This is a genomic window from Enterococcus sp. DIV0358, from assembly GCF_051713465.1.
GTDB classification, from domain to species: domain Bacteria; phylum Bacillota; class Bacilli; order Lactobacillales; family Enterococcaceae; genus Enterococcus; species Enterococcus faecalis.
Window position 1 is genome coordinate 2200528 of the sequence record NZ_JBIOPX010000001.1, and the last position, 16608, is coordinate 2217135.

General features: G+C 37.1%; 17 protein-coding genes. 2 read left to right on the forward strand and 15 right to left on the reverse strand.

All coding sequences use genetic code 11. The annotated features are described in order from the left end of the window. Nucleotide 1: 1 nt before the first annotated feature. The 14 genes from rnr to groES all read right to left on the reverse strand — a co-directional run bounded on the left by rnr (nt 2) and on the right by groES (nt 14638). The gene (gene rnr, locus IGK70_RS10630) at nt 2-2371 is read right to left on the reverse strand and encodes a ribonuclease R (protein WP_002387150.1); all 2370 of its coding nucleotides are present in this window, start codon (nt 2369-2371) and stop codon (nt 2-4) included. Continuing rightward, nucleotides 2371-3144 carry an alpha/beta hydrolase gene (locus IGK70_RS10635; protein WP_002384145.1) on the reverse strand — a complete coding sequence of 258 codons (774 nt, stop codon included), beginning with the start codon at nt 3142-3144 and terminating at the stop codon, nt 2371-2373. The genes rnr and IGK70_RS10635 overlap by 1 nt, the downstream gene beginning before the upstream one ends. Before the next feature lie 145 nt (nt 3145-3289). After that, the gene (gene secG, locus IGK70_RS10640) at nt 3290-3526 is read right to left on the reverse strand and encodes a preprotein translocase subunit SecG (protein WP_002356546.1); all 237 of its coding nucleotides are present in this window, start codon (nt 3524-3526) and stop codon (nt 3290-3292) included. Nucleotides 3527-3693: 167 nt separating this feature from the next. Then, nucleotides 3694-3969: a GNAT family N-acetyltransferase gene (locus IGK70_RS10645; RefSeq protein WP_002356545.1), complete on the reverse strand. Its 276-nt coding sequence runs from the start codon at nt 3967-3969 to the stop codon at nt 3694-3696. Continuing rightward, nucleotides 3959-4243 (reverse strand): (4Fe-4S)-binding protein, encoded by a 285-nt coding sequence (locus tag IGK70_RS10650; RefSeq protein ID WP_002356543.1) that lies wholly within the window; start codon nt 4241-4243, stop codon nt 3959-3961. The genes IGK70_RS10645 and IGK70_RS10650 overlap by 11 nt, the downstream gene beginning before the upstream one ends. 91 nt (nt 4244-4334) lie before the next feature. Then, nucleotides 4335-6164 (reverse strand): heavy metal translocating P-type ATPase, encoded by a 1830-nt coding sequence (locus IGK70_RS10655; RefSeq protein WP_002380658.1) that lies wholly within the window; start codon nt 6162-6164, stop codon nt 4335-4337. 166 nt (nt 6165-6330) lie between these two features. Further along, complete coding sequence (gene nadE, locus IGK70_RS10660; protein ID WP_002356540.1) at nt 6331-7158, reverse strand: ammonia-dependent NAD(+) synthetase; 828 nt, start codon at nt 7156-7158, stop codon at nt 6331-6333. Between the two features lie 2 nt (nt 7159-7160). Next, nucleotides 7161-8645, reverse strand: a complete 1485-nt coding sequence (locus IGK70_RS10665; protein ID WP_002356538.1) for a nicotinate phosphoribosyltransferase — start codon at nt 8643-8645, stop codon at nt 7161-7163. A gap of 77 nt (nt 8646-8722) precedes the next feature. Continuing rightward, complete coding sequence (locus tag IGK70_RS10670; RefSeq protein WP_002356537.1) at nt 8723-9133, reverse strand: GtrA family protein; 411 nt, start codon at nt 9131-9133, stop codon at nt 8723-8725. 218 nt (nt 9134-9351) lie between these two features. Further along, entirely contained in the window at nt 9352-10899 is a 1548-nt protein-coding gene (locus IGK70_RS10675; RefSeq protein ID WP_002400942.1) for a glucosaminidase domain-containing protein, read from the reverse strand. Nucleotides 10900-10915: 16 nt separating this feature from the next. Continuing rightward, nucleotides 10916-11626 carry a hypothetical protein gene (locus tag IGK70_RS10680; protein ID WP_104855575.1) on the reverse strand — a complete coding sequence of 237 codons (711 nt, stop codon included), beginning with the start codon at nt 11624-11626 and terminating at the stop codon, nt 10916-10918. Between the two features lie 23 nt (nt 11627-11649). After that, nucleotides 11650-12369, reverse strand: coding sequence for a response regulator transcription factor (locus IGK70_RS10685; RefSeq protein ID WP_002356534.1), 720 nt, complete (start codon nt 12367-12369; stop codon nt 11650-11652). Between the two features lie 301 nt (nt 12370-12670). Then, on the reverse strand, nt 12671-14296 hold the full coding sequence (gene groL / locus IGK70_RS10690; RefSeq protein WP_002362559.1) for a chaperonin GroEL: 1626 nt from the start codon (nt 14294-14296) through the stop codon (nt 12671-12673). 57 nt (nt 14297-14353) lie between these two features. Beyond that, nucleotides 14354-14638 (reverse strand): co-chaperone GroES, encoded by a 285-nt coding sequence (groES, locus tag IGK70_RS10695; protein ID WP_002356531.1) that lies wholly within the window; start codon nt 14636-14638, stop codon nt 14354-14356. Between the two features lie 232 nt (nt 14639-14870). Here groES and IGK70_RS10700 point away from each other — a divergent pair, with 232 nt between their 5' ends. After that, on the forward strand, nt 14871-15047 hold the full coding sequence (locus tag IGK70_RS10700) for a hypothetical protein (RefSeq protein WP_002356530.1): 177 nt from the start codon (nt 14871-14873) through the stop codon (nt 15045-15047). A gap of 18 nt (nt 15048-15065) precedes the next feature. Further along, nucleotides 15066-15719: a CPBP family intramembrane glutamic endopeptidase gene (locus IGK70_RS10705; protein WP_002356529.1), complete on the forward strand. Its 654-nt coding sequence runs from the start codon at nt 15066-15068 to the stop codon at nt 15717-15719. A 42-nt stretch (nt 15720-15761) separates the two neighbouring features. Here IGK70_RS10705 and IGK70_RS10710 read toward each other — a convergent pair whose 3' ends face one another. After that, nucleotides 15762-16412 carry a redox-sensing transcriptional repressor Rex gene (locus IGK70_RS10710; RefSeq protein WP_002356528.1) on the reverse strand — a complete coding sequence of 217 codons (651 nt, stop codon included), beginning with the start codon at nt 16410-16412 and terminating at the stop codon, nt 15762-15764. Nucleotides 16413-16608 lie beyond the last annotated feature (196 nt).

Consider the following 16608-nt stretch of genomic DNA (forward strand, 5'->3'; position numbering starts at 1 on the left):
TCTACTTCTTCTTTTTCCCTTTTTTATTTTTTTGTTTCATTGCTTCTTTATAAAAAGGTTGTTTTTTGCCTTTGCCTTTTTTCTTATTTTTCTTTTTCTTACCATCAAATGATTCATCTTTTTTATTTCTTCGTTGATTATTTGAACGAGTTGAAGAATTGGCTTTACCTTTTTTACGTCCTTTTGGTCCTTCGACTGGCGCAACTTCCTCAGCTGAAATCAATTCAAAATCAACTTCTCTTGTTTCTGGATCAGCTTTTTCAACACGGATTTGAACTTTCTGACCAATTTTCAAAGTCATTCCCGTCCGTTCACCAACTAACGCCATATGATTTTCAATAAAGTGGAAATAATCTTGTTTTAAGTTGTTCACGTGAATTAAGCCTTCTATTGTATTAGGCAGTTCCACAAAGATACCAAATTTTGTGACAGAGCTGATGATCCCGTCATACGTTTCTCCCACTTTATCTACCATAAATTCGGCTTTCTTCATAGCGTCCACTTCACGCTCTGCATCAACTGCGCGACGTTCCATACTTGAACTATGATTGGCAATTTCTGGTAATGCTTCGTTCCATTTTTCTTGATTTTTTTCAGATTGATCTTGGCTATAGCTGCGAATCAAACGATGCACAATTAAATCTGGATAACGACGTATTGGTGAAGTAAAATGCGTATAATATTCAGCAGCCAACCCATAGTGTCCGTAGTTGTCTTCTGAGTATTTCGCTTGTTGCATACTTCTTAGCAACATCGTATTGATAACCACTTCTTCCGGCTTATTTTCAACTTGCTCTAAAACTTTTTGTAAATCTTTCGGTGAAATGTTTTCTTTTGTTCCTTTAACAAGAATGCCAAGTACTGCAGCAAAATCAAAGAAACGTTGCATTTTTTCTTCTTTTGGTTGTTCATGAATCCGATAAATAAATGGCAGTTTTAAGTCATGATAATGACGTGCCACAGTTTCATTCGCTGCCAACATAAAAGATTCAATTAATCGTTCACCCACGCCACGCGTGCGTAAAAGAATATCTTTGGGATGACCATTTTCATCAACTAGGACTTTGGCTTCACGATCTTCAAAAGAAATCGCACCACGGCGCATACGCATCTCTTCTAATATGTGGTGCAGCTCGCCCATCTCTTTAAACATGGGAACTAGCTCTTTGTAGCGTTCTAACGTTTCAGGTTTTTGCTCTTCTAAAATTTCATTGACTGCTGTATAGGTCATTCGCTCCGTTGTTTGGATCACACTTTGAAAAATTTCATGCGAAATAACTTCTCCTTCTGGTGTAATTTCCATCTCACAGCTCATGGTTAAACGTGGAACATGTGGGTTTAGCGAACAAATCCCATTTGATAATCGCTGCGGAATCATTGGCACAACTCGGTCTGTCAAATAGACACTTGTGCCGCGTTCATACGCTTCCATATCCAATTGGCTTCCTTCAGTTACATAATAAGAAACATCTGCAATATGCACCCCTAAAAAGAAATTGCCATTTGCTAACTTTTGTACCGTTACCGCATCATCTAAATCTTTCGCATCTTCTCCATCAATCGTCACAATCAACTGATCACGTAAATCCCGACGACCGACTAAATCGCTTTCTGCAATAGTTTCTGGTACTTGGTCCGCTTCAGCTAAAACTTCATCAGGAAATGCTGTGGGAATTCCATGAGCCACCACGATTGATAAAATATCCATTCCTGGATCATTTTTATGACCAATCACTTGTTTGACTAGTCCTTCCATACTCGTTGGATATTCTTGATCTGGATAATAGGTAATTTCAGCAATGACAATGCTGCCATCTACTGGCTTAATCCCTTCAGGTGCAATTGATACAGTATACTGATTCAATTTCTTATCTTTGGGAATCATGTAGCCATACAGTCCCATTTCTGCCATTTCTTCTTCACTATATGCCACAAATTCTCCGACAACTTGGCTCACTGCTCGCTCTTTAATTTCTTTGACTTTACCTTCTGCGCCGCGATCTGAAAAAGGATCCGCATGTTGGATCACGTCGATTAAAACCGTGTCCCCATCCATTGCAAAGTTCGTTGCCTCTTTAGGAATGTAAACATCTGGTTCTTCAGGATCGATGGTCACGAAACCAAAGCCTCGTTCATTTGCACGAAACGTTCCTTCTATTAATAAGTCTTTCATTGGTAACAGGACTTTGCCTTTTTTGTTGAAACTAACTGACTTTTCTCGTTCCATTTGTGCAATGGTTTGCACTAAAATTTTAAAATCTGAACTTTTTTCTAAATTCAAGCCTTGTGCAATTTCTTCCATTGAAAAGCTTTTCTTTTTTTGGCTTTCCATGAAATGTAAAATTTGCTCTTTAATTGTTTGTTTTGTCATTATTTCTCCTCATTCCAAGGTAGTGTTGCTAAAAATTGCACCACATCTTGCTCTAATTGTTTGTGTTCTCCACTCACCGTAATGACATGTCCGCTGTTTGGGTACCATTGTAAGGTCACACGTGCTTGTGTTAGCGCTTGGGCCGTTTGATAGACGCCCATTGGCTCAATCATTTCATCTTTGCCAGCTTGCGCTAAGAAAAGAGGTGCGTGGATTTTGTTTAGTTTGTCTGCCGTCTGACTAGCAATTGTTTCAATCGCTCCTAATTGTTGTTTGACTCGTTGCTCAATCGATTGCAACCGGCTTTGTTGTTCCTCTGCAGGAACTTCTGCAATTTTCATCACGTTTTCTGCGTATAATACAAAATTTTCTGGGACTTTATTTTCGACAGGGTAGATCGGTGAACAGAAAAATCCACCACCAATTAATCCTGTTAATTGTTCCGTTAATGCATGCATACTGAAAATCCCGCCCATTGATAAACCAAAAATGGCAATTTCTTGGTAGCCTCTTTCTCTCAAAAAAGCGACTGCTTCTTGTGTATCTTGCCACCATTGTTCCGTTGTTTGATCTAAAATATCTTCAGGAACTAGCGTGCCATGTCCTGAAAAATTAGGCGAATAGACAGTATAATTTTCTTTTTCTAAACGTCTGCTTAACATCCGTACATCATTACTGCTGCCAGAATAAGCGTGTAATAAAAGGACCGCCCGTTTTCCTTTTTCTGAAAATAACGGCTTCGGTAAATTGATTTTTTTTGCCACTTCGCTCACCTCAGCTTCATTCTATCATATTCTCCAAAGAAAACCTTCCGAAATGATAAGTTTCAAAGACTTTTTCAGAAAGAAAAAGAACAGAAAAATAAGTGTCCGCACTCATCTCTCTGTTCTAAACTTGTCATTTTAAAAGATTACGTACTTATTTTGAAGATAAGAACGCCAAAACAAATAATAAAATCATCCAAATTGCGCCAAGAACTGCTGTTGAGCGTTGCATAACAGCTTCAAAGCCGCGCGCTTTTTGCTTCCCAAATAATTTATCTGCACCGCCAGTGAAGGCACTTGCTGCACTGTTTTGTTTGCTTGGTTGCATCATAACAGTAATGACGATTAAAACAGATAAAATGATGACCAACGTTAAGATTAGATTATACATGCGTTAATTCTCCTTTTTATACAAATATGCGAAATTCATCTACTTTAATGTAGCATATTTTATCTGTAAACACCAGTGAAATTTAATGTCTTTCCTTATTTGTCTCTAATAGCAACAGCCGCAAGTAGGAATCAGATTTCTACTTGCGGCTGTTGCTAGCTTCTTTTTTATTTTCTCAATACGTCTCCGTATTCAGGTTTAGTATCAAATTCTTTTTTGGCAAATGGACATAGCGGAATAATTTTTTTATGCTCTTTTCTCGCTTTTTCAACACCGGCTAAAACAAGTTTTTCAGCTAATTTTTGTCCACGATAAGTTGGATCAACAAACGTATGGTCAATAATCATCATGCTTTCACCAGCATCTGACCATGTCATTTCACCAATTTCTTGGTTTTCATCGTTATATAGAGCAAAACGATTGTTTTCTTCTTTAATTTGCATATTCGTTCCCTGCTTTCCGAATATATTTTAGAGCACCACTTGGACATGAATCTACCACAATCATGTCATTTTCAACACTTCCGTTATCTGGAATAATCCATGGTTTCCGACCAACTTCAAAGACTTCTGGATTTCCGCGAACACAATTACCAATATGTTCACAAATATCTTTATTATAAAAGATATCAATTCCTTCCCCAGTATATTTACGGTAGCCTTCTTTTAATAGTTGTTCTTCCGTGACTGGTTGCCCATCTATTTGGTTTCCTTTCATTGCACAATCTCTCCCCTGTAACTTATTAATATTAAAAACGTACCTTTATTTTACCACTAAGCTGGACATTCAGGCAATTAATTGTTCCACCTTACTTGCCAATTCGACGAGCACGCAAAGCAGATAAGATTGACACAGTGTCCACAACTTCTTGTAGCATAGCCCCGATTAGCGCCGGAATGATCCCGGTACTAGCAATTAGCATTAGTAAAACGCAGATAAAAATTCCGATTAATACAGATTGTTTGGCAATTTTCATGGTATCTTGGGCAATTTCGACCGCTTGGCTGACTTTACTTAAGTCATCTTTTAAAATAACAACGTCAGCAGTTTCACTAGCCGCAGTAGCTCCATGAGCGCCCATAGCAATACCTACGTCTGCAGCAGCAAGCGAAGGTGCATCATTTACACCATCCCCTACCATGATGACTGGATGGTTTTCTTTGGGCAATTCTTTTAGAATAGTTAACTTATCTTGTGGTAAACATTCCCCATGTACTTCGGTAATTCCTACTTCTGCAGCAATCGTTTCTGCGACGGATTCTTGATCCCCCGTCAGCATTAAAATTCGTTGAAGATGTAATTGGTGTAATTTTTCCATAGTCTCTTTTGCTTCTGGTCGTACTGTGTCTGTAAAAGTAATTCGGCCTAAATATGTGCCATTACGTGAAATATGAATGGTCGTTTTATCAATTTTTTCAGTTGTTTGAGACTCTTGTGTCACAAAATTCTTTTTACCTACCCGTATCTCAGCACCATCCACAAATGCCTTCACGCCAGCACCAGAAACTTCCGCTAGATCTGTAATATTTTTTAATGGGACATCTTGCTTTCTGGCATAAGCAACAATTGATCTAGCTAAAATATGACTTGATTCTTGTTCCACGCTTGCTGCCAATCCCACTAATTCAGCAGCAGTTATTTCAGCATTGATTGGTTGGACTTGATCAACAGAAAGTTGTCCTTGCGTAATCGTGCCTGTTTTATCAAACGCAATCGTTTTTGCAGAAGCTAATTTTTCGACCATCGTTCCCGATTTAATAACGACCCCATGACGACTTGAACGACCCATCCCTGCCACTAAAGCAATTGGGGCAGATAGAATTAAAGGACACGGCGAAGCAACAACTAAGACTTCCGCAAAACGTGTCGGACTTTTTGAAACAAACCAAGCAACACCTGCAATTAAGTAGGCAACTAGTGTAAAAGGTACCGCATAGCGGTCTGCTAAACGTACAAAATGAGCTGGACGTGCCGCAGATTCTTTCACTAAGTTCACAATCGTTTGATATTGACTGTCGGCTACAGTTTTTTCAGCAACCATTTTCAAAGAGCCATCACCATTCACGGAACCCGACATTAATTCATCACCAGGATTTTTTTCAATTGGTTTTGATTCTCCTGTTAATGAAGATTCATCGACTGTTGATGTCCCGGTTTTTACCAAGCCATCAACTGGAACTAGTTCCCCTGGTTTTACTACTAATTCATCGCCAACATTGATTTCCTCAACAGAAACATCTTCTAAATTTTCGCCATTCAAGCGATGAGCTTTTTGTGGCGAGTTATCCAATAATGACTTCAGCTCTTGGTTAGCTTTTCCAGCGGCATAGTCTTCTAATGAATCACCACCAGTCAACATAATTAAAATCATCAAACTGGCCCAGTATTCTCCCACAGCTAAGGTCGCGACGATAGCGGTAATCGCTAAAATATCGACACCATATTTTCCTTCACGTAAGGTTTGAATCATTTCCCAGAACATCATTAACGCCATTACAGAACCTGTTATTAAAATAATGCCATACGCCCAATTCGGCTGATGTAAAATAAATTCAAATAATAATGCCAAAACTCCTGTTATAATTGTAATCCCCAATTTTGTTACATGCTTCATCTCTTTTTCTCTCCCATCATTCACTTTACATTATTGAGCGTACCTTTTCTGTTTTGAAAAAGAAAGTGAAAACGTCTAAATGAAAACGACTTTCATTATCATAGAATAGTTGCTGTAGCAACGTTTACTTTCTGAAAAGTAGTTATATAAAAAACACAGACCATCGTTCGTTCGCCGATGGTCTGTGTTTTTATTTCCAAAAATCATCAAAAATTGTAATGGGTAAATGCCGTTTGTGTTGTCCTTTTTTATACCAGTTTTCAATTGTTTGTTGATCTGTTTCCGAGACTTTTTTGCCTTCCAAATAATCATCAATGGCATCATACGTGACACCTAAGGCAACTTCATCTGCAACTAACGGTTTGTCATCTTCTAGATCAGCTGTTGGTATTTTTAAATACAAGGCTTCTGGTGCCCCAAGTTCTTTCAGCAAAGCTTTTCCTTGGCGCTTATTTAAACGAAATAACGGTAAAATATCCGCTCCGCCATCACCATATTTGGTGAAGAAAGCTGTGACATTTTCGGCTGCGTGGTCTGTGCCAATTACTGCGCCAGCATTTTCGCCAGCTACTGCATATTGTGTAATCATACGTTGACGTGCTTTCATGTTCCCTTTATTAAAATCGCTAATTTGAACGCCAGCGTTTTCTAGCGAACCAACCATTGCATCCACTGCTGGTTTAATATCCACTCGTAAAGAAACATCTGGCTGGATAAAGGCTAGCGCGGCTTGTGCATCAGCTTCATCTGCTTGCTCACCGTAAGGAAGGCGAATCGCAATAAATTGATACGACATATCTCCTGTTTCTTCGCGCATTTCAGTCATCGCTAATTGTGCTAAGCGCCCAGCTAATGTTGAATCTTGTCCGCCACTAATTCCCAAGACAAAGGTTTTTAAAAAAGGATGTTTAGTTAAATAAGCTTTCAGAAAATCAATACTTTTACGAACTTCTTCTTTTGGATCAATTGTCGGTAACACACCTAACTCTTGAATGATTTTTTCTTGAAGTGTTGTCATTTCTAGGCCTCCTTATTCACCGTTTCCGTTAAATGTTTAACGTCTTTACGCACTTTTTCCAATAAATTCATTTTGTGGTTCCAACAATCTGTTGAAAGGTCCACTGGATATTTCTGCGGATTCAAGTCCCGCTTGTATTCTTCCCAAAGTGAATCTAAATTTTCTTTTGCATATTGTTTAATTTCATCTAAAGTTGGTAATTCGTACACACGTTTTCCTTCAACGAAAATATCCTGGAGTACTGGCCGTGCTTCAAAATCACGGACATACTTATTAATAAAGGTATGAACGGGATGGAACATATAAATTTCTTCTTCTTGGCGAGGATCTTCATTCCAAAGTGTCACATAGTCCCCTTCTGACTTTTTATCAGATTTACGTGTAATGCGCCAGACTTGTTTTTTTCCTGGTGTTGTCACTTTTTCAGCATTGCTAGATAGTTTAATGGTATCTTTCATTTGACCATCTTCACCTTCAATTGAAACTAATTTAAACACCGCTCCTAAAGCCGGTTGATCATAGGCCGTAATCAGCTTGGTACCCACGCCCCATACATCAATTTTTGATTTTTGCATTTTTAGATTCAAAATCGTATTTTCATCTAAATCGTTCGATGCATAAATTTTTGCTTCAGTAAAGCCAGCTTCGTCCAGTTGTTCACGAACTCGTTTAGAAATATAAGCCATATCGCCACTATCAATCCGCACACCTAGGAAATTAATTTTATCACCCATTTCTCGAGCTACTCGAATTGCGCTTGGCACACCCGCTTTCAAAGTATCATACGTATCAACAAGGAAAACACAATCCCGATGTGTTTTGGCATACGCCATGAATGCTTCATAATCATTTCCATACGACTGAACCAATGAATGGGCGTGAGTCCCACTAACCGGAATACCAAAAATTTTACCAGCACGAACATTACTTGTCGCGTCCGCCCCACCAATATAGGCGGCTCTTGTGCCCCAAATGGCAGCATCTAATTCTTGTGCTCGGCGTGTTCCAAATTCCAATAAAGGATCATCGCCAATCACGGATTTAATTCGAGCCGCTTTTGTCGCAATTAATGTTTGGAAATTCACCATATTTAGCAAGGCAGTTTCTACCAATTGACATTGTGCCAAAGGACCTTCAATTTGAATTAACGGTTCGTTATTAAAAACCAAATCCCCTTCTAAAGCAGAGCGTACAGTACATTTAAATTCAAAATTTGCTAAATACGTCAAGAAATCTTCTGGATATTCTTCAACTTCTCGGAGATATGCAATATCAGATTCTGTGAACGTTAAATTTTCGAGATAATTGACTAAACGTTCTAAACCTGCAAAAATTGCGTAGCCATGATTAAAGGGCATCTCTCTAAAGTAACATTCAAAAACAGCATGTAAATCTGCTCTCCCTAATTCCCAGTATGTTTGCATCATATTGATTTGATACATATCTGTATGCAATGTCAAACTATCATCTGCATATGTATAGTCCATCGTTTTCTACCTCTATTCTTTGTATTAAAAACTTGTTTATATTATAACAAAAAAATTTTTTTTAGCCTAAAATCTGCTTAGACCTCTTTTTCTTTAAAAATGAAAAATTTACTGAAGAAATAATTTAAAATCACTACTACAACTTGTGTAATCATTTTCGCCCAAAACGATGAAAAATGAATGCCATCAATTAGGAGAATCATTAAACCCATATCAGCCACAAAAGATAAAATTCGGTACCAATAAAATAAGCCCATTTCTTTAAAAAAACCAGCTATGCTTTCATGCTTACTTGCGAATACCCAATATTTATTCGTGAAAAAGGCAAATAGAACAGATAAAAACCAACTAATTGTGTTACTTATCTTGTAATCCAGCCCTAACACATTTTGACAAACAAAAAACACAACTAAGTTGACGACCGTCGTTGCACCACCAAAAAATAAATAAGCCAGTACTTCTCGGTATTTACGAAATAATTCTTTCAATTTTCACGCATCCTTTCAACTAATCATTTTATCAAACTTCGGCAAGAAAACCTATCTATTTTGTGTAAAGACACAATTCTCTTGCTAATTTTACTATTTATTAAGTATTTATGAAAAACATAGTAAGAGTAGAGGAAAAGTTAATCCATGAATGAACTTACCCTCTACTCTTACTCTAATAATATATTGACTCTATCGACCAATAAGTTAAATCAGCATTAGTCCTTTAGCTTAGGAAGTGCTATCGTTTGTCCTTCGGTTAATACAGAATACGTTAAGTCATTTGCCTGCTTGAGGGCGGTTAAGGAATAGCCCGTTTTTTTTGCAATTTTTGCGAGTGTCTCTCCTCTTTTTACTTCATAATACTCAGTAGACTCTGTTTTTGAGTCATTCGCTGTACCATTTGATTGCTCTGCTGTTTCCAAAGCATTAGTCACCGATTTACTGATTATTAGTGATTGAAGTAACGCTTGTTCTTTCGGTTCTAGAGAAGTCGCCGCTGTATGCTGAGGAATCGTGATTTTTTGGCCAATATAAAACATTTCTTGAGTCTTTGAATTTTGTTTTAATATGGCTGTTGCTGACACACCAAACGTCTGGCTAATGGTGGCGAGAGAATCTCCTTTGCTTACTTCATAGATGACTGCTTCTTTTTTTAGCTGTTCTTTGACTGCTTCCTTATCAAACGAAGGTTTCTTTTCTTCTGCCAAATTAGTCACTACTGGTTTCTTCTTTTCTTGATCGTATTCAGTTAATTGATAGGTTTCAATCAACGCGTTTAATTTTTTATCGTAATATGTATCCGTTGCATAACGACCTGTTAAAAATTTTGTTGCCTGCTGATAATTCGTCGTGTTTGCTTTCAAAACACCGTGATAAAACGTCGGATTACCCGCCAGCCCATTGATAATTAATTTACTATAGTCTGTTAATGACTCTTTATAAGATGGATACTGACGAAAATCGGCATGAATGGTGGTCATCTTCCCTTTACCATCATCTTCTTGTGTGGGAAAGCTGACACTTTGACCATGGTAAGCGCCTTTAATGCCAAACAAATTATAATTTGGCGCCGCCGCTAACGCACTATTGCCCGAGCCACTTTCTAAAATAGCTTGAGCTATCATGACAGAAGCGTATAGATCATGTTGCTGACCAATAACTCGTGCTTCTTCACCAATTTTTCTAATAAACTCAGAAGTAGAAGCATTCCCTTGGACAACAAAATTTGCCTCGGCTTGTTGTTGAATTCCTGCTTGCTTTTCCTTTTCTTGACTATTGTCTATCTCTGAATGTACCAACGGCTCTTTGGTCTTTTCAGTTAATGTAGAATTTTGTGGTTCCTGATTATGAGGCGGCTTTTCAGTGAGTGCTTTACGCTCTTCAGACGCTGGTTGCTCACTTTGTAACGATTCGGTTAGTTTAGTACTAGCAATTGGCTTTTCTTGTGGCGGTAAACTATTTTCAGATTCTGAAGGTTCCACATTATTTTCCTGATGGTCACCGCTGTCATTTTGTGTTGAACTTTCTTGTTGTTCAGACGAACTTATTATTGTTTCGTTCAGCGTTGAAGAAGTAAGGGTTCCTTGATCTTGATTGGCTTGGTCCGCTCTTTTTTCTTCCAGCGATAGCTGTCGACTTTCGTCCCTCGTTTCGGTCTCTTCTTGAGCGATTAATGGTTCCGAATTGTAGTAACTGGCTCCCGCATAAATCCCTAAAATTCCAATACATACCAACTTCAAATATCTTGCCTTTCTTTTTTTCATCGCATTTCTCCTTCATTTACCTCTTTATTTCTGCTAATAACTGCTCTATCTGTTGGTACGTTCCTGTTGATTCATTCTTGATTGTCAGCATTTGTTCACAATAAGCTTGGTACTCTCTTGCCACTTGCTTCATGCGTGTTAAAGTTGCTAAACGTTGTTCCATTTCTTCATGAACTGTTGCAACTTGTTGTTTGGCTTGACTAATTGTTTCTTTTGCTTGACGTTTGGCTTCCAATAACACTTCGCCAATTTCTTTTTGAGAAAGCGTAACGGCTGTGTCTAAATTCTCTTCACTGGTCTGTCTCTGTTGCATCTTTTCTTCAGACAATTGTTTCTGTAAAGAAGTGATAGTTGTTTCTTTATCACTTAATGTTTCTTTAACATGTTTAAGTTGAACATCTTTTTCGACTACTTGTTTTTGTAATGCTTCCACTTCATTGGTTTGCATTAATAATTGCTCCGTTAGCTTTTTAATGGATTGCTGATATAGTTGATTTTCTTCTTCTAGTTTTTCAACAAAAGAAAATGACTCTTCTGACAGTTCAGTCGGCACTTGTTGCTGGACCTGTTTTACTTTTGCGGATTGCTCTTTTGCATAAACGAACTCGTCATCAAAGATTGCTTCCTCTGTTACCTTTGGTTGTGCTTTCATCGATTGTTCATTTTCAAAATCCGGCATCTTCTCATACTCCTCATCTTCATTGTTTTTAGTCAAAAATTGCCACATTTGTTTCTCCTCCTTCGTACCTTTTACACCGTTAACATATAGCCTTTTGAGCGAATTGTTTTGATATATTGTGGTTTGTTCACATCTTGTTCAATTTTTTTACGCAAATGGAAAATCACATTAGCGACACGATATTTTCGTTCATTCGCAGTATCTTTCCAGACATTTTTGTAGAGTTCTTCATATGTAATTGTTTGTCCTGCGTGTTTGTATAAATACTCTATTGTGAAAAATTCCAATTTTGTTAAAAGAATTTCTTCTCCACTTCCCAAGCAAACACTCAAATTTGGCGCAATTAAATACAATCTCTCAGAAAGATTCTTAGTAACTGTTTGTTCCTCGTTTGCAATAGCTAATTTAGGATAAAAACGTCTTTTTACACGTTGCAATAAATTACTCATGCTTAACATGCATTCTTGACGATCATAAGAATGATCAAAAACGCCATCTGCACCTAATTGTAAATAAATAATTCGATTGACTTTACTAATTACTTCTGTCCGAGAAAATAACCAAATCGGTAAATCTGACTGCTTGCGAATCGTCATTAATAACTCACAACAAGTATTTACTTGCTGGTGGTCAGTAACTTCAATCACTAATCCATCAATATGGTGCAAATGAAGAAGTATATTTGTTCCTTGGATGATCTGACATTCTACTTGATTACTAACAAACCAATTTTGACAGTATTCTTTTGTTTCAATTGTCAAAGGAACGACACCAATTGTATATTTTTCCATTTTTCCACCTCAATCTTCCTAATATTCCCCTTCAAAATATAATAATTTTTATTTATATTCTATTAATAAATAAAAATTACCAACTACTAGTTTTCAAAAAATGATTGTTATTACTAAATTTTATCGAATAAAAACAAGGCTGTCTAGCTAAAACGAAGCCTTTAAATTATCATCTTTTTTGTTAAATGAGTAAATATTTGAGAAAATACTATAAGCAAAGATATTATTTAGATTATTTATTCTTTATGTAAAAAAAGCTTACGATTTTTCAATCGTAAGCTTTTAGAATACTTTTTTATTTTTACATCATACCGCCCATGCCCATTGATGGATCCATCATAGGAGCTGGTGCAGCTGGTTCTGGTTTGTCTGCAACAACTGCTTCAGTTGTTAATAATAAAGCTGACACAGAAGCTGCATTTTGTAAGGCAGAACGAGTTACTTTTGTTGGGTCAACAATACCGGCTTCAACCATGTTTACCCATTCACCGTTAGCTGCATTGAATCCGATACCTAAGTCAACATTTTTTAGTTTGTCAACAATCACTGATCCTTCATAACCAGCATTTTCAGCGATTTGACGGATTGGTTCTTCTAATGCACGAACGACAATCTTGATCCCTGTTGCCACATCGCCTTCAGCTTCTAGCGCAGCGACTTTACCAATTACATTGACCAGTGCGGTACCACCACCAGAAACCATGCCTTCTTCTACAGCGGCACGTGTTGCGTTTAATGCATCTTCAATTCGTAATTTTAATTCTTTTAATTCTGTTTCAGTAGCAGCACCGACTTTAACGACAGCAACCCCGCCAGCTAATTTAGCTAAACGTTCTTGTAATTTTTCACGATCAAAATCAGACGTTGTTTCGCCGATTTGGTTTTTAATTAAATGAACGCGGGCATCAATGGCTTCTTTTGAACCAGCACCTTCAACAATTGTTGTGTTATCTTTGTCGACAACTACTTTGCTAGCATTTCCTAAGTTTTCAATAGTTGTGTCTTTTAATTCTAATCCTAAGTCGTCAGTGATTACTGTACCACCTGTTAAAATAGCAATATCTTCAAGCATCGCTTTGCGGCGGTCACCAAATCCTGGCGCTTTTACTGCGACAACATTAAATGTACCACGGATTTTGTTCAATACTAATGTTGGTAGAGCTTCCCCATCAACATCATCCGCAATGATCAATAGTGGACGGCTTTGTTGTAGAATTTGTTCTAATAAAGGTAAGATATCTTGAATATTTGAGATTTTTTTGTCGGTAATTAAGATATATGGATTTTCTAAAACAGCTTCCATTTTATCGTTGTCAGTAACCATGTATTGAGATAAATAACCGCGGTCGAATTGCATTCCTTCAACCACATCTAATTCTGTTTCAATCCCTTTTGATTCTTCAATGGTAATTACGCCGTCGTTACCAACTTTTTCCATTGCATCGGCAATTAATTGGCCGACTTTTTCAGAACCTGATGAAACAGCAGCGACTTGTGCAATCGCTTCTTTTGAATCAACTACAGATGAAATATTGTGTAATTCTTCTACTGCTGTTTTTGTTGCTAATTCAATCCCACGACGAATACCTAATGGGTTAGCTCCAGCAGTTACGTTTTTTAAGCCTTCACGAACAATGGCTTGTGTCAAAACAGTCGCTGTTGTTGTTCCGTCACCAGCAATATCATTCGTTTTAGAAGCAACTTCTGAAACTAATTTTGCGCCCATGTTTTCAAAATGATCTTCTAATTCAATTTCCTTAGCAATTGTTACTCCATCGTTAGTAATCAATGGTGAACCAAATGATTTTTCTAAAACAACGTTACGACCTTTAGGGCCTAATGTCACTTTCACTGTATCTGCTAATACATCTACTCCGCGTAGCATTGCTGCACGTGCATCTTCTGCAAATTTAATCTCTTTTGCCATGATTTCTTCACCTCATAATTTTTTTCTTCTATTATATTATTCTGTAAAAGTTGTTTATTATTCAACAGTGGCAATAATGTCTTTGGCTGATACAATTAAGTATTCTACGCCTTCGTATTTCACTTCTGTTCCTGAATATTTTTCAAACATTACTGTGTCACCAATTTTTACTTCCATCGGAACTTTTGTGCCATTTTCAAGCACACGACCTTCACCTACTGCGATAACTTCACCTGTTTGTGGTTTTTCTTTTGCAACGGATGCAAGAACAATTCCTCCAACAGTTTTTTCTTCTTCTTTCGCGACTCTAATTACGACGCGATCGCCTAATGGTTTTAACACAATAAATCCCTCCAAATAAAAAGTTTTCGCTTATTTTAGCACTCGATACACAAGAGTGCTAACTCACACTATTTATAATACTCATTTCACTCTAAAAATGCAAGTCTTTTCTCTCTTTTTCTTGTCAATTATAAGATACGCATTTTTTATTGAGTATTCTTTTTTCATGGAATGTTTTTCCAATCCTTTAATTCATGGTAAAATAAATTGACTACGATTGGAGGCGAATAAAATGAAACAACGTTTACTTACAGCACTAATAGCAACATTCGTTTATTTTGTGATAGCGAATTTAGGAAATCTTGTTTTCAGTGTCACAGAAGGAATTGTTTCGACACTTTGGGAATCTCTTTTCTTTTTCTTATTCGTTTTTCTTTTATTAGGATATCGCAATAATCGTAAAAAATAATTATAGAAAGGATTAACCATGACCTTAAGAAAATCAAGTTTATTTATTTTAGTCACATACATTATCGCTTTTTTCGGGCCGTTACTTTTTTCGGGTATTTCCCCCAATGCAGCGATTAATGTGACAACTGCTCTCTACATTATTGGCGCCCTTGTAATGATTGGCATCTTTTTAAAAACAACAGAACCTTCTCCTTTAGAGGAAACAGCAACCTTGAAATCACCTATTTTTATTTTTTTACTAGGTGTTAGTGGGATTTTCATTGCCATGCTGATTCAAGGGGTTACTTTTGCCATTGAAGTAGCCATCACAGGAGAACAAGCTACTTCTCAAAATACACAAGCTATTGTAGCGGTGATTTTGGCAAATCCTTTATTTATTTTGGCAACTACTATCGGTGGTCCGATTATGGAAGAATTCGTCTTTCGTTATGCATTTATCCATTTAATCCAGCCTTTTACAAATTTCTGGATTGCGGCTACTGTTAGTTCGGCGATTTTTTCACTCGCACATGCCGATGGTCACTTTTTTGTTTATTTCTTTATGGGATTTTTCTTTGCTCTTTTGTACAAGCAAACTGGAAAAATTTGGACCTCAATTATTGCCCATTGCGGCATGAATACGATTGTGATTATTGTTCAACTACTTTTGCATAATGGTGCAATTCAATAAGAAAAGGGCCTTCGTCTAAACGACTAGGCCCTTTTCTTTTGCTTATTCTTCTTCGTCAATCAATTCATTGTCATGATGTAAGAAATAAATTAATGTTTGTAATTCGTTGGTTAAGTCAACATTTTGAATTAATACTTCAGGTGGCGCTACTAAACGCGCAGCCGTAAAGTTTAGAATGCCTTTAACCCCTGCTTCGGCAAGTTTGTTCACAACTTCTTGCGCTTTGCGAGCTGGAATAGTTAAAATAGCTACTTCGATTTGTTGAACACGGATTTGTTCCATCATATCTTCCATTGGATAAACCGGAATACCGTCAACAATGCGTCCCACAATATCTTCATTCACATCAAATGCGCAACTTACACGAATACTGTTGCTTTGATGGAATTTGTACTTTAATAAAGCACTTCCTAAATTACCAACCCCGATTAATGCGACATTGGTTAACTCATCTTCATTCAATGTTTTTGCAAAAAAGTTCATTAAGTTTTCAACATCATAGCCGTACCCACGTTTACCTAATTCACCAAAATATGAAAAGTCACGACGAATAGTCGCACTGTCTACTTGTACCGCTTCACTTAATTCAGTTGATGAGACTTTATTTTTTCCTGTATCATGTAACATTCTTAAGTAGCGATAATATAAAGGAAGGCGTCGCGCCGTTGCTTTTGGAATAACTTGATCTTTCACAATTGGACCTCCAATACTTTCACTTAAATCTTATCCATTAACATAATAGCAGTTTTTCACAATAAAAAGCAATTCTATGGCTCAAAAATAGCATTTTTCTTCAAAAGTTTGTGATAAAAGGTATAAACCTTCACAAAGCATTTTTTGATACGTGCTATTTTAGCAGATTTTATGCTACACTAAGGGCAATGAATTT

Excerpts from the sequence above, each read along its gene's own strand:
- rnr (WP_002387150.1), bottom strand. The coding sequence starts at position 2,371 with ATGACAAAACAAACAATTAAAGAGCAAATTTTACATTTCATGGAAAGC.
- secG (WP_002356546.1), bottom strand. The coding sequence starts at position 3,526 with ATGTATAATCTAATCTTAACGTTGGTCATCATTTTATCTGTTTTAATC.
- IGK70_RS10645 (WP_002356545.1), bottom strand. The coding sequence starts at position 3,969 with ATGCAAATTAAAGAAGAAAACAATCGTTTTGCTCTATATAACGATGAA.
- IGK70_RS10650 (WP_002356543.1), bottom strand. The coding sequence starts at position 4,243 with ATGAAAGGAAACCAAATAGATGGGCAACCAGTCACGGAAGAACAACTA.
- nadE (WP_002356540.1), bottom strand. The coding sequence starts at position 7,158 with ATGACAACACTTCAAGAAAAAATCATTCAAGAGTTAGGTGTGTTACCG.
- IGK70_RS10665 (WP_002356538.1), bottom strand. The coding sequence starts at position 8,645 with ATGGACTATACATATGCAGATGATAGTTTGACATTGCATACAGATATG.
- IGK70_RS10675 (WP_002400942.1), bottom strand. The coding sequence starts at position 10,899 with ATGAAAAAAAGAAAGGCAAGATATTTGAAGTTGGTATGTATTGGAATT.
- IGK70_RS10680 (WP_104855575.1), bottom strand. The coding sequence starts at position 11,626 with ATGTGGCAATTTTTGACTAAAAACAATGAAGATGAGGAGTATGAGAAG.
- IGK70_RS10685 (WP_002356534.1), bottom strand. The coding sequence starts at position 12,369 with ATGGAAAAATATACAATTGGTGTCGTTCCTTTGACAATTGAAACAAAA.
- groL (WP_002362559.1), bottom strand. The coding sequence starts at position 14,296 with ATGGCAAAAGAGATTAAATTTGCAGAAGATGCACGTGCAGCAATGCTA.
- IGK70_RS10700 (WP_002356530.1), top strand. The coding sequence starts at position 14,871 with ATGAAACAACGTTTACTTACAGCACTAATAGCAACATTCGTTTATTTT.
- IGK70_RS10705 (WP_002356529.1), top strand. The coding sequence starts at position 15,066 with ATGACCTTAAGAAAATCAAGTTTATTTATTTTAGTCACATACATTATC.